Origin of the sequence: Vibrio nigripulchritudo (genome assembly GCF_027924785.1) — a bacterium.
In the GTDB taxonomy this organism is placed as follows: Bacteria; Pseudomonadota; Gammaproteobacteria; order Enterobacterales; family Vibrionaceae; genus Vibrio; species Vibrio nigripulchritudo.
Window position 1 is genome coordinate 373346 of sequence record NZ_AP027049.1, and the last position, 12425, is coordinate 385770.

At 46.0% G+C, this 12425-nt stretch carries 13 protein-coding genes; 2 read left to right on the forward strand and 11 right to left on the reverse strand.

Annotated elements, in window-relative coordinates:
* Positions 1 to 74 precede the first annotated feature (74 nt).
* The 10 genes from QMG91_RS01915 to arcA form a co-directional block, all read right to left on the reverse strand.
* A complete protein-coding gene (locus QMG91_RS01915; protein ID WP_022551694.1) occupies positions 75 to 968 on the reverse strand; it encodes a TIGR03899 family protein in 894 nt (297 codons plus the stop codon).
* 304 nt (positions 969 to 1272) lie between these two features.
* The gene (locus QMG91_RS01920; protein ID WP_004398426.1) at positions 1273 to 1788 is read right to left on the reverse strand and encodes a DUF3299 domain-containing protein; all 516 of its coding nucleotides are present in this window, start codon (positions 1786 to 1788) and stop codon (positions 1273 to 1275) included.
* 10 nt (positions 1789 to 1798) lie between these two features.
* Positions 1799 to 3055, reverse strand: a complete 1257-nt coding sequence (locus QMG91_RS01925; protein WP_409351248.1) for an ABC transporter permease — start codon at positions 3053 to 3055, stop codon at positions 1799 to 1801.
* Positions 3055 to 3768, reverse strand: a complete 714-nt coding sequence (locus tag QMG91_RS01930) for an ABC transporter ATP-binding protein (protein WP_004398424.1) — start codon at positions 3766 to 3768, stop codon at positions 3055 to 3057. Before QMG91_RS01930 ends, QMG91_RS01925 begins: the two co-directional genes overlap by 1 nt.
* A 105-nt stretch (positions 3769 to 3873) precedes the next feature.
* On the reverse strand, positions 3874 to 4701 hold the full coding sequence (gene zrgA / locus QMG91_RS01935; RefSeq protein ID WP_281828555.1) for a zinc uptake protein ZrgA: 828 nt from the start codon (positions 4699 to 4701) through the stop codon (positions 3874 to 3876).
* A gap of 28 nt (positions 4702 to 4729) precedes the next feature.
* Complete coding sequence (locus QMG91_RS01940; RefSeq protein WP_022551691.1) at positions 4730 to 5029, reverse strand: DUF2607 family protein; 300 nt, start codon at positions 5027 to 5029, stop codon at positions 4730 to 4732.
* A gap of 214 nt (positions 5030 to 5243) precedes the next feature.
* A complete protein-coding gene (gene pyrI, locus QMG91_RS01945) occupies positions 5244 to 5705 on the reverse strand; it encodes an aspartate carbamoyltransferase regulatory subunit (protein WP_022551690.1) in 462 nt (153 codons plus the stop codon).
* Between the two features lie 14 nt (positions 5706 to 5719).
* Positions 5720 to 6649 carry an aspartate carbamoyltransferase gene (gene pyrB / locus QMG91_RS01950; RefSeq protein ID WP_004398420.1) on the reverse strand — a complete coding sequence of 310 codons (930 nt, stop codon included), beginning with the start codon at positions 6647 to 6649 and terminating at the stop codon, positions 5720 to 5722.
* A gap of 216 nt (positions 6650 to 6865) precedes the next feature.
* Positions 6866 to 7867 (reverse strand): ornithine carbamoyltransferase, encoded by a 1002-nt coding sequence (gene argF / locus QMG91_RS01955; protein WP_281828558.1) that lies wholly within the window; start codon positions 7865 to 7867, stop codon positions 6866 to 6868.
* A 180-nt stretch (positions 7868 to 8047) separates the two neighbouring features.
* Positions 8048 to 9268, reverse strand: a complete 1221-nt coding sequence (gene arcA / locus QMG91_RS01960) for an arginine deiminase (RefSeq protein ID WP_004398418.1) — start codon at positions 9266 to 9268, stop codon at positions 8048 to 8050.
* A gap of 619 nt (positions 9269 to 9887) precedes the next feature.
* Here arcA and rraB point away from each other — a divergent pair.
* Together rraB and QMG91_RS01970 are read left to right on the forward strand one after the other, a co-directional pair.
* The gene (rraB, locus tag QMG91_RS01965) at positions 9888 to 10298 is read left to right on the forward strand and encodes a ribonuclease E inhibitor RraB (protein WP_281828560.1); all 411 of its coding nucleotides are present in this window, start codon (positions 9888 to 9890) and stop codon (positions 10296 to 10298) included.
* Positions 10299 to 10473: 175 nt separating this feature from the next.
* Complete coding sequence (locus tag QMG91_RS01970) at positions 10474 to 11271, forward strand: glycosyl hydrolase 2 galactose-binding domain-containing protein (RefSeq protein WP_004398416.1); 798 nt, start codon at positions 10474 to 10476, stop codon at positions 11269 to 11271.
* A gap of 43 nt (positions 11272 to 11314) precedes the next feature.
* On the opposite strand, the gene QMG91_RS01975 is transcribed toward QMG91_RS01970, so the two are convergent.
* Complete coding sequence (locus QMG91_RS01975) at positions 11315 to 12220, reverse strand: bifunctional helix-turn-helix transcriptional regulator/GNAT family N-acetyltransferase (protein ID WP_281828563.1); 906 nt, start codon at positions 12218 to 12220, stop codon at positions 11315 to 11317.
* Positions 12221 to 12425: the final 205 nt, after the last annotated feature.

Genomic DNA, 12425 nt, shown 5'->3' on the forward strand with positions numbered 1-12425 from the left:
AAGACGGGTTTGAAATCAAAAAGGGAATCACTTAGTGATTCCCTTTTTGATTTTGAGCGGGTTGTTAATCTGGCTTAAACGCTCTGATTGACGTTGCTTCCTGCTTCCGTCTGAACCGTGAATTTTTGTGCCAGAAGAGCGAGCAACTGATCGTAATAGTTGGTGTTGGGTTTGTTCCCCAGCAGGCGACAAAGCTCGTCTCCTGTGGGGGTGAAACGATAGTACAGCAGACGAATGCCTTTGCTCATTGGCTGAAGCGCAATGTTCTTTCCCTGATAACTCACCATTAAGGCAGGGTCGAATTCCACCTCGCCGGATTCCAGCTCTGTACCCAGTACCAATCCCAACTCAATAAGGTGCAATAAACTTGAGTAGGGAAGCTGGTATGTGCCCATGTTTACAACACTGGTGTTCTCTTTCTTGTAGAAACCGAAAAAGCCTTCTTTCGATTTAAAGCCCAGCAGTAACTTCTTACTGTTATCGCTACCAAAGCTGCATGCCAGAGATGCCGCGCGCTGAAGGTTCTGCGCTTCCCTTGGAGACATGTCTTTCAGCACCTGTAAGGCTTTCATTGATGTTGAACCTGGGTTGGTGATTTCGCGCTTTAGCACCTGACTCCAGAGCTTTTGCATCGAGGAATTATGGATATCCTGTGCCATATCGAAGAAACGATGTAGCCAGTCGGCATCAGGTTCACCAGCGGTTTCGTTATTACAACTGGCATGGGCAAATTTCAGGATCTGTTCCAGATTCTTCTGGCGCTGCTCTTGTCTCTTTTTCTGGCGGCTGATGGCTCGTTCTAACGCAGACTTCTGTGGTTTTTCATCCTGTAACAGAGCATCCAGCTCATGAACCTGAGCGATTTGGATAACGCGGCTGGCACTGTCACGTATGTAACTGCTCTTTTTGTTGGAAGTGCTTTTGGTGCTGGTTTGCTCTATGACTACAGGCTTTTTGTCGTCTGCCATTGATTCGATTCCAAATAAAGTTTAAGTGCTGCATTAATATACTAAATTCACTCTCTGGGGCGAGTCCAGCATTGTTATTGGAACTTTATCAAGATTTTGACTATTCGGCTTGCTAACGATTTGTTAAAATTGTTGCGAGTATATTGGAGGTGATATGCGGTTTATCAAAGGAGATAAGCTCAAGAAGCACGTGTCCGTTGCGCTCTTGCTTTTGATTTACATCGCAGTGTTAGCCTACCTCTCAAATTTCATTGTGTAATGAAGGATTCAATAAGGTAGACCAAACACTCATATTTTATGCGGCTTAAGCGTCGTCGTACTCTTCTATTTTAATTCCTTCGATCAGATAACCTGTCTCAGCCAAATCGGAATTAATGGTCTCAGTTTTCAACGTTCCCACAACATAAATTACGTCCCAAAGCTGGTGGATAGGTGCACCTTCTTTGAATTTCACGTAAATGATTTGATTTGGTGGTGGAGGCGGAACGTGGATACAAGCACCGAAGTAGGGCACCAGTAAAAACTCGGTGACCTTCTTGTCGTCGCCTTCTAAAGGAATAACAAATCCAGGGATTTTTACCTGACTGCCATGCAATTCCTGACGCACGCTGCCAACTTTTGATTGTTGGACGTTTGCATTGGTGTGATCCGTGACTGGCATACCACCAGCGGTAAACTGCTGGCGTTCACTTTCTGGAATCAGATCTATCCAGTCCAGAGTGAGCGTTTCTGCAGAGACTTTTTCGACTACGACTTTTTCTGCTTGTACTGGTGACAAAAAGCCTAACCAGCAACAAAGAAGGAGCAGAATCTTTTTCATGAGGTTTCCTTTAAATCCTTATTGTCATGCCGTCTGCCAAAGACTGACGGTACGCCCTGAACGCGGGGATAAACCCAATCAGTATACCTGCGCCCTGCACTAATCCAAGTAACATCCACTCGTGGGCGCTTAATGCAATGAGCTCTATATTTATGCCATACAATTGCGCGATGATGGGGCTGATTATTGCGATTAAAATGTAAAGAAGTGCGACGCCAAACATAATCCCTGCCAGTGTTAATGCACTGGCTTCACTGATGAGCAAAAAGAAAATATGTTTTGGTCTGGCTCCCATGGCTCGCAAAATCGCCATCTCACGCCGACGCTCCTGCAGGCTGGTCAGAAGGCTGCTGAGCATTCCAAGTAAGCCTGCGACAACCACAAACCCTGATACCGCAAGCAGTGCCTGTTCGGCAACCGACATCATGCCCCAGAGCTCATGCAGGGCGATGCCCGGTAAAATAGCGCTCAAAGGTTCTTTGGTGTAGGTGTTGATTTGTCGTTGCAGGGCGAAGGTATGAATCTTCGATTTCAGCCCAAGCATAAAGGAAGTGATTTGTTTTGGCTGAAAATTTTGCTGTTCTAGCAGTTCTGCACTTGGCGTATTGCCAATTTTTGCACCAGACTCCCAACCAACATGAATGGCTTCGATGGCTTGCAGCGATACGTGAACCGTTTTATCAACCGGGGTGCCCGTTGGTGCAAAGATGCCGACAATCTTAAATGGCAGGTTATCGTGGCGGTTAAAGGCTTTGTCTGCGATTCCGTGGGCGATGATGATCTCGTCGCCAATCTTGTAGTTCAGTGTCTTTGCGACATCTGCGCCGATAACGGTTTCAAACAGACCGTCAAATGGTCTTCCTTCCATGAGTGAGAGAGGCTGCTTCTTACCATATCGGAAATGTTCAAAGTAACTTTGATTGGTCCCCAGTACCCGAAAACCCTGATGTGAGTCCCCAAGCGACATCGGGATTGCCCATTTTACTGAGCGATGCTGGCTGAATTCTTCAAAGCTTTTCCAATCAATGTTGTTGGTGGCATTGCCGATTCGAAAAACCGAATACAGCAACAGGTTCACTTGCCCTGAACGCGAACCCACGATCAGATCGGTGCCGGATACGGTATTCGCAAAGCTGCTTTTTGCCTGTGTTCGGATGCGTTCTACGCCGAGTAACAGAACCACGGAAATCGCGACCGTCAAAATGGTCAGCAGCGCAGTGGCTTTGCGGTTCCCTAAACTTTTTCGGGCTAAATGAAAAATAGCCATTATCCTCGCCCTCCTGCTGCTTGGTTGATGGTAGGGAGATCGATGGTGCGATCAAAGAAAGGTTCGAGTGTCGGGTCATGACTGACAAAAACCAGTGTGGTATTCGCTTGTGAAGCTTCTTCCATCAGAAGTTCAATAAAGGCTTCTCGGTTGTCATGGTCGAGTGCTGAAGTGGGTTCATCTGCAATCAGCAGTTCCGGGTGTCCAATCAGAGCTCGGGCAGCCGCGACACGTTGTTGTTGACCAATACTCAAGTCTATGACTGGTGTATGAATCTTTTCTTTTGGCAGATGAAGTCGTTCAAGCAGATGTTTGGCTTCTTGCTCCAGCGATTGTTTTACTTTGTTCTTTCTTGTGCTGGAAAACTGACAGGGAAGCAGAACATTATCGATGACCGACAGGTACGGAAGCAGGTTAAATTGCTGGAAGATATAGCCAATGTGATCGGCTCTGAAACGGTCTCTTTTGCCCTGTGAAAGCTCAGATACCGCTTCGTTTAATAGGTTAACGCTGCCTTTCTGAGGTGTCAGAATACCAGTAAGTAATCCGAGCAGAGTGGATTTACCACACCCACTGGGACCTTTAATAAACACACGCTCTTTTGCCTGGATGGAAAATTCATCGATGATCAGTGTATCCGGAGCATCCGGTGCCCAGGCATAACGGATGTCTTGCAAAGTAATGATCTGCGAAGACGTTGGAGAGTCTGGCATGGTGTAATCCGTCTATTGTTATTTGTTATCTTTTAGATCAAATACCCAGCCTGACGGCTGGGTATCAATGTCGCTATGTTGCTTTATATCTCAAGATTCGCTGGTTTAGAACGAAACTTTGTGATTATTGGGAGTAAGCTCAGTGGCAACCTGCGCTTTATCCGTAATCATGTTAACCGACATCTTTTCCGTTGATGGGAATTGCTTAAACCACTGTGTATCGATTTGGCTCAGCTTTTCGATGTGTTCACAGTCGAAGTGGTATTCAACAATGAACTCGCCGTGACCGCCATGTTCCTCATGATCATGTCCTTCATGGTCATGGTGCTCATGTTTATCATGATCGTGCTTGTCGTGGTCATGGTGTTCATGCTTGTCATGATCGTGCTTGTCGTGGTCATGATGTTCATGCTTGTCATGATCGTGCTTATCGTGGTCATGATGTTCGTGTTTGTCATGATCGTGCTTATCATGGTCATGATGTTCATGTTTGTCATGATCGTGCTTATCGTGGTCATGATGTTCATGTTTGTCATGATCGTGTTTGTCGTGGTCATGATGTTCATGCTTGTCATGATCGTGTTTATCATGATCATCATGAGATTCATCTTCGCCAAGAGTATGACGAACTTCTGTGAACGTTGCTTTACAGTGCGCAGCAGAAGAAAGCGTCATGACGTTATTAGCCTGATTCAGCGTCGCTAGCGCTTCTTTTAACTGCTTGGTTTGCTCTGCATTTTTAGGCGCACTTTCAAAACCAACCACATCTGCACCTGGTGCGTGAATTTCCATCAGTAGCTCGTTGCCATCCTGAGCAATATTCAGCTCAACCACACCGTGTACGTGTGCGTCGTGCTGACGAAATTCTTCTGCCTGTGCTGATGTTGTAACGATTGCGGCTGCCAATAGTGAAAGTTTGAATACGTGGTTCATGTTTACCTCTGATTTATAAGTGAAAATATTACGAATTGTGAGCAATAGACTCAGACAGAGGAGGTGAGCGCGCGTAATAGGATGGCAGCGGTGCGCGATCAGGTTTCAGGACATCATAGGCCTTGGTCCAGAAAACGTGTGGCACATAAGGAACAGTGATGATTGATCCAGAAATGGCGTGCTTACTGACGGAAAACAGCTCACAGATATGATCCTCATGATGAGCGGGTTCCCAGTCCTGACTGTGTAAAACGTACGCAGTACTCATCCACATCACCGCAGCGATGGCGAGCATTGAACAGGTTTTGTTGTACGTCCGTGTCAGCATTGAATTCTGGCGTTATCGATAAAGGGCTAAATGTAATAATATAACAGGGCACCTGCAAGCGAATTTTCAGACGTTTCTAACCAGTATCATTGTTCTGTACGCAATCTGCACAGGATGAGCTGGAAAAGCGTCATTTTGGTTAAATTCAGGGCAGTTAACACAAAAAAGCGACCTGATGGTCGCTTTCTGTTTTCTCTACTTTAAACCGCCGCTATTACAGCTCGGTGACGATCTCGCGTGAGAAGGATTTCTCGCAGTATTTACACTTAAGTCTCACGTCACCATTACGCTCTAACAAAGAAAATACCGTGTCTACAGGTTCGAAGTTAGAGATACAGTTTGAATTCGGACAGGCAAAAACGCCTTGAATACGTTCCGGTAACGAAAGCGCCAGCTTTTTCACGACCTTGTATTCTTCAATCTGATTTACTGTCGCGTGTGGTGCGTACAGCGCGAGTTTTTGCGCCTGGTCTTCGTTGATGAACACGTTCTCAATCTTCAGCAGGTCTTTGGCTCCGAGTGCTGAAGAAGGCAGGTTCAGACCAATGGTGACACGCTGCTCAGAATTGTGCATGTCGAACAATCTAAGCACTTTAATACCTATGTGCGCAGGGATATGGTCGATCACTGTGCCGTTACGAATTGCTTCAACTTGTAATTGAGTTTCTTTAGCCATGATGATTCTCCCTGTTACAGAGTTTCGTTAAGAACAAGTGCCAGAAGCGCTTCACGGGCATATACGCCGTTTTCTGCTTGCTGGAAGAAGTATGCGTACGGCGTCTTATCAACATCGACAGTGATTTCATCCACGCGCGGCAATGGGTGAAGTACTTTCAGGTTGTCTTTCGCTTCAGTCAGGGTCGCGGCAGTTAAAACGTAAGCGGACTTGATGTGAGCATATTCAGACTCATCAAAGCGCTCTTTCTGCACGCGCGTCATATACAGGATGTCCAGCTCCGGAACCACACTTTCCATTTCGGTATGCAGGCTGTATTGAATGTTTGCGTCGTCCAGTTCTTCGCAGATGTAATCTGGCATCGCCAGTGCTTCAGGGGCAATGAAGAAGAAACGGTTGTTATCGAATTTTGCCAGAGCCTGAGTCAGCGAGTGAACCGTGCGTCCGTATTTCAGGTCGCCTACAAATGCAACATTCAGGTTGTCTAAACGACCCTGAGTTTCATAAATGCTGAACAGATCCAGCAAAGTCTGCGTTGGATGCTGGTTTGCACCGTCGCCAGCGTTAATCACAGGCACGTTGTTAGAAAACTCAGATGCCAGACGCGCGGCACCTTCTTGTGGATGACGCATAACAAAAGCGTCCACGTAAGAAGAAATAACCTGAACTGAATCGGCCAGCGTTTCGCCTTTTTTAGCCAGCGAAGTATTGCCGTCGTTGTCGAAACCAATCACATCTCCACCAATGCGCTGTACTGCTGTTTCGAATGACAGACGCGTACGAGTGGAAGGTTCAAAGAAACAGCTTGCGATGACTTTGTTTTTGATGAGCTCTGGTTGTGGCTCTTTCTTTAACTGAACCGCGGTTTTCACGATCAGTTCCAGTTCATCGCGCGACAGCTCTGAAATAGAGATGATGTGCTTTTGATAGAGTGAGTTCGCCATGATCTTCTTCCCTATGGTGATGCCATAAAAAAGCCCCCCTAAATAGGGAGGCTTTAAAAATTACTACGGGAACAATAAAACAAAACAGGGAAGCCTTGGTGCTTCTTAATCATCGCTAGAGCAGAGATGAGTGTTGGTTTCATTAATCGTTCCTCAGACAAATTGCGGAGAATTATACGCCTAAGGAACGTGATCGCAAGCGATTACATCAGGTTTTTATCCGAGAGTCGCTACCATTACCGCTTTGATGGTGTGCATTCGGTTTTCTGCCTGATCAAAGACAATCGACTGCTCAGATTCAAACACCTCTTCCGTTACCTCTAAGCCTTGTAATCCGTACTTCTCCGCGATCTCTTTACCAATCACAGTTTCATCGTTATGGAAGGCTGGTAAACAGTGCATGAACTTGGCGTTGGGGTTACCTGTGGCCTGCATTACTTCGGTATTTACCTGGTATGGGGTCATCTGAGCGACACGCTCGTCCCAGGCTTCTGGTGCTTCACCCATCGATACCCAAACGTCTGTGTAGAGGAAATCGGCACCTTTTACGCCTTCTGTTACGCTTTCTGTAAAGTGAAGTTGAGCACCCGTGGACTGAGCGATGGTCTGGCATTCGTCAATCAATTCCGCATTTGGCCAGTAAGCTTTGGGTGCTACTACCGTAAAGTGCATCCCCATTTTAGCGGCACCAACCAGCAGTGAATTACCCATGTTGTAACGGGCATCACCTAGGTAGGCAAATTGGATTTCATGAAGCTGCTTACCTTTGCTGTGTTCCAGCATGGTCAGGAAATCTGCCAGAATCTGAGTAGGGTGGAACTCATCGGTTAACCCATTCCAGACAGGCACGCCTGCGTGCGCTCCCAATTCTTCAGCAATGTCCTGACCAAAGCCCCGGTACTGAATGCCATCGTACATTCTGCCAAGGACACGAGCGGTATCTTTCATCGATTCTTTGTGCCCAATCTGAGAGCCAGATGGACCAATGTAAGAAACCTGAGCTCCCTGATCGAACGCCGCGACTTCAAATGCGCATCGGGTACGGGTAGACGCTTTTTCGAATATTAATGCGATATTCTTGCCGACCAGTTTCTTCTGCTCTGTGCCTGAGTATTTGGCAGCTTTAAGTTGCTGCGACAGCTGAATCAGAAACTCAATTTCTTTAGGCGTATAGTCAAGAAGCTTAAGGAAATTGCGATTACGTAAATTGAAAGCCATAAATCTTCCCTGGGTATTGCCGATGCGTTAAAATCTACTTATACATATAAATTCATTTTTTGTGAATGATTATTTTCATGTAATCAAAAAAAGGTTGATGCACATAGCATCAACCTTTTCAGTTTAGCAGCCTAATTATTAGGTCAACAAACCCTAGTCAGGCTAAGGAGAGCGGGACTATCAGATTCCATCTCTTTCGATTGGGCAACTCATGCAACGAGCGCCACCACGACCACGACCCAGTTCATTGCCAGGTATGGTTAAAACTTCAATGCCAGCTTTATCGTATTTTTCGTTGGTGTAAACATTACGTTCATACGCCACAACCACACCCGGTTTCACAGTCAGAACGTTATTGGCATCATTCCACTGTTCACGTTCCGCTTCGTAGTTGTCACCACCTGTAGTGATGATTTTTAACTGATCCAGACCAAGCGCCTGCTCTACGGCATGGATATAGTTAGGAACTTGCTCAACGTTCATGGCTTTGCCGCCATTAGGGGTAAGACGCCAGGTTTCCAGATCGTTTCGCATGATTTCCGGGTAAACGGAGAACGTGTCGACATCCATATGCGTCATCACCGTATCTAAGTGCATACAGGAGCGATGTTTCGGCAGATTAATAGCGATCACTTCCGTTGCCTGACCCGTTTCAAACAAGCCAGCCGCCAGATTTTCTACCCCTTGAGGAGTGGTACGTTCAGACATACCAATCAGAACCGCGCCTTTACCAATGACCAGTACGTCGCCGCCTTCAATGTTTGCGTTGTCGTAGTGCAGATCTTCGTTACCGAAGTACTTAATAAAGTCCTGCCCGGCAAATACTGGGTGCCAGCGATAGATTGCGCGAAGATGGTTGGTTTCACGTTGACGCGCAGGCATCATCATAGGGTTCAGTGACACACCGCCGTATACCCAGCAAGAGGTATCACGGGTAAACAGATGGTTAGGCAAAGGCTCAATCACAAAATCCAGTGGCTGATGCATTTTAGGCAGCATGGAAGAAGAAGCGATTGGCAACTCTGAATAGGCTAAACCACCCAGCAATACGGTTGCGAGATGTTCGTCGTCCATTTCACTCAGGTAGCTACGCAGCTCACGAGCAAAAGTAGGACCGTATCTAAAGTCAGAAATCTGAGTATTCAGCAGCCATGTTCTCGCTTCAGGTACGGCAAGTGTCTCGACCAGAAGATCGTGCAGCAACAGAACTTCTACACCTTGATCTCGCAGAGTCTGGGCGAACGTGTCGTGTTCTTCCCCTGCGGCTTCTACAGCCAGAACGTCATCAAACAACAGTTCCTGGCAATTAGAAGGGGTAAGGTGGGTGAGTGCGCGCTCGGGACGATTTAACAACACTCTGCGCAATTGACCGACTTCAGAGCCGACATACAGCTTACTCATTGGGTGTCCTTTCTTATATATCCATAACTGATCCTCAGGCTTAATTTGGCTTCCAGTACAGGAAGGTAGCCAGAGGATGACCTGCATTAAAATGAGGTCGGACTCACATTTATGGCAAGGATGAGAGCAAGATGCAAGTCGGTAATATAGTGATAATATCGAAGATAACCGCGTTTTTTCGGAATATATACCTTTAAAACTTTAATTTGATAAATTTTACTTTCGTTTAACGGTGTGTTGTTACATTCGAACAGATGCCTGAATATTCATCGTGCTCTCACTCAGGCGAATGAGAATGTATGAGCTGGTGTGAATGAAGATGCATGATTCGAGCAATATGTCATAAAAAGCGTTTGTTTTATTCATTTTGACGCCATTCTGCTCTATGCACATTTGCATCATAATTTGGCGGAATAACCAGAAATTGACGTTTTAACCTTCACCTGACTTTGTTCTGTTTCAAAATTTCATTACCCAATTGTTAATATTTTGTTTATGTGACTTAGGGTCAATTTTGAAGTGCAGAAAAAATGCACGGGAATTGGGTTTGTCGGTGGTAATTTTTTACGATCCATGCCATATTTCACGCGTTTTATAACTTTGAGAGCGGAGCAAGCGAATGTCTCAACAAGATGAATACCTATCGGTAGAAGAGTTACTTGAGATTCAGAAAGAAGAAACTCGTGAAATCATCAATGCGTTACTTGAAGACGGCAGTGAGCCCGATGCTCTTTATGACATTGAACATCACCTGTTTGCGGAAGATTTCGACAAGCTGGAAAAAGCCGTTGTTGAAGCCTTTAAAATGGGCTTTGAAGTGCTTGAAGCTGAAGAAACGGAAGACGAAGACGGCAACAAGCTGCTTTGTTGTGACGCCACTATGGAGTCAGCGCTAAACGCAGAAGCCATTGATGAGCAGGTAGAAAAGCTAGTAAACCTTGCTGAGAAATACGACATCATCTACGACGGATGGGGCACGTATTACGAAGGTGAAGATGCTGCCTACGACATTGAAGACTACGAAGAATAACGTCGAATTCACCCAATTTTAAACGCTGGCTTATTGCCGGCGTTTTTTATGAATTGTGGTCGGGGACTTTTCATGTACAAAAATCGCGTGCTGGTCAGACTATTGAAATTTCATTAGAAATTATGTGTCTTCTTTCATTATAATGCCCCCAAACTTGATCTGGCTCAATTTATCCATGCAACTTTCACTCGCAGGTCTTTGGCAGGTTTCTCCACTGACCGACCTTTCCATCCCACAGGATGACATTACGTTCCCCGCGCCGCTTAGTCAGGTGTTGCCAGAATCATTGTCTGAAGAATCTATTCGCCAGCAAGAATGGCATTTAATGCACGACATCGACGTTGACGATGCAATGCTGGCTTTTCCTGCGGTAGATTTAGTGATGGCAGGGGTGGATTACTACGCAGAGGTGAGAGTAAATGGCGTTGCAGTATTTGATTGTGATGGTTCACAAAACCGATACAAGAAAGACATTCGACCTTATTTGCAGCCAGGCAGAAACCGATTTGAGATCCTGTTTCTAGAGAAAGACGACGACTGGCTGTTGGAAGAAGAACCGGAAGTGTGTGCGTTGAATCAGGAACCGGTAGTAGAAACCGATTCACGAATTGGTGTCTGGGAGATTCCCTATCTTCAGTTTATTCGCCACCTGAGACTCGATCACATTACAACAGAGCAGATCTGGCACCACGGCGGCGGCTGTGAATTCAAAGTTGACCTTTATTATCAAACCTTTGCAGCGGGACTGATTTCTGCCTCGGTGAAGTTTGACGGCATGACTTACCACATTCCAATTGATGTAAGAGCGGATCACGCCACAGCGCTGTTTCAGGTTGAAGCACCACGCTATGCCAACCCGATTTTCCCAAGTGACAAGGATTTGTATCAGTTGGATGTGGCTTTAGACGGTCAAAGCCAACAGATGCGAATTGGTCTGAGCAAAGACTTATGTGTTACCCACTTTCCGGTTTAGCACCTAAGTATCCTCTTGAGGATACTTGGGCATATTTGAAGTGTTAGATCGCCTTTGCCATAGCCACTTCGCAGGCATCATGCCCTGTGTTACCCCACGGAGCATCCAGATGTTCAAATCCGAGTTTTTCATACAAAGCGATAGCAGCTTTTAAGCAAGCCGTGGTTTCCAGATAGCACTGTGAGAAGCCGTTCTGGCTGGCGTGTTCCATTGCCATTTTAGCGATGGTCTTGGATAAACCTTTCCCCCTTGCTTCTGGCAAAAAGTACATTTTCTGCAACTCACACACTTCTTCTTTGCCTTGCAGTGGCGCGTATCCTCCGCCACCAATCACTCTGCCATTACTCTCAATCACCCAGTATTGAGAGCGAGGCTGAGAGTAGGTGTCGTAAAGAAACTCAAGCGTTGGGTCGGCAACACTGAAACCCTCGTTGGAAGACAGCCCATGTTCTTCCGATACCTGACGAATAATGGTTGCCAGCGCCGCATTGTCGCTTTTTCGTATAGGGCGAAGTGTCAGTTCAGAGCTTGCTTCGGCTGTTTCTAAAGCGCGAGTGTAGCTTTCCAGAGCCTTATGTAATACCGATTTCTCTTCTGCCGATAGCTGATTCAGTGCAGCCTGATAACGTGCGTTTTGCTGGTGGTTCAACTGAGCAAGTTGCTTTTCCCCTTTGGGAGTCAGTGCATAAAGGATGCTGCGCTTGTCTTCTTTATTGGTCGACACTTCGACACACTCTTTATTCGCGAGACTTTTCAGAGTACGGCTGGCATTGGATTTGTCGACATGAAGCTTTTGTGCAACCTGATTAACCGTGAGAGGACATTGCTCCAGTTCAATCAGGCAGTGTGCCTGCACTGGGGAAAGTTCAACATCACCGCACTGTTTGTCTAACATGCCGAGCTGACGGACAAGATCGCGTGAGAGGGTTCGTAGAGTAGAGACATTCATAAGGCTGATTAAATTTAGTTGCGAATAGCAACTAAATTTAATGGTCAATGATTACTAGATCAAGTGGTGCATGATTACGTTAGTTAAAAGCTGTGATCCGACTCTTCTTTAGTCCGCGTTCTAATGCTCCGTTTCTGATAGAACAAGTTGCTTGAGCGTTACGGCATGTCTTTTCTTGTTTAAAGAATTCTATCTAGTTCGCAAA

Excerpts from the sequence above, each read along its gene's own strand:
- pyrI (WP_022551690.1), bottom strand. The coding sequence starts at position 5,705 with ATGGCTAAAGAAACTCAATTACAAGTTGAAGCAATTCGTAACGGCACA.
- argF (WP_281828558.1), bottom strand. The coding sequence starts at position 7,867 with ATGGCTTTCAATTTACGTAATCGCAATTTCCTTAAGCTTCTTGACTAT.
- QMG91_RS01975 (WP_281828563.1), bottom strand. The coding sequence starts at position 12,220 with ATGAATGTCTCTACTCTACGAACCCTCTCACGCGATCTTGTCCGTCAG.
- pyrB (WP_004398420.1), bottom strand. The coding sequence starts at position 6,649 with ATGGCGAACTCACTCTATCAAAAGCACATCATCTCTATTTCAGAGCTG.
- QMG91_RS01915 (WP_022551694.1), bottom strand. The coding sequence starts at position 968 with ATGGCAGACGACAAAAAGCCTGTAGTCATAGAGCAAACCAGCACCAAA.
- QMG91_RS01920 (WP_004398426.1), bottom strand. The coding sequence starts at position 1,788 with ATGAAAAAGATTCTGCTCCTTCTTTGTTGCTGGTTAGGCTTTTTGTCA.
- QMG91_RS01940 (WP_022551691.1), bottom strand. The coding sequence starts at position 5,029 with ATGCTGACACGGACGTACAACAAAACCTGTTCAATGCTCGCCATCGCT.
- QMG91_RS01925 (WP_409351248.1), bottom strand. The coding sequence starts at position 3,055 with ATGGCTATTTTTCATTTAGCCCGAAAAAGTTTAGGGAACCGCAAAGCC.
- QMG91_RS01970 (WP_004398416.1), top strand. The coding sequence starts at position 10,474 with ATGCAACTTTCACTCGCAGGTCTTTGGCAGGTTTCTCCACTGACCGAC.
- QMG91_RS01930 (WP_004398424.1), bottom strand. The coding sequence starts at position 3,768 with ATGCCAGACTCTCCAACGTCTTCGCAGATCATTACTTTGCAAGACATC.
- arcA (WP_004398418.1), bottom strand. The coding sequence starts at position 9,268 with ATGAGTAAGCTGTATGTCGGCTCTGAAGTCGGTCAATTGCGCAGAGTG.
- zrgA (WP_281828555.1), bottom strand. The coding sequence starts at position 4,701 with ATGAACCACGTATTCAAACTTTCACTATTGGCAGCCGCAATCGTTACA.
- rraB (WP_281828560.1), top strand. The coding sequence starts at position 9,888 with ATGTCTCAACAAGATGAATACCTATCGGTAGAAGAGTTACTTGAGATT.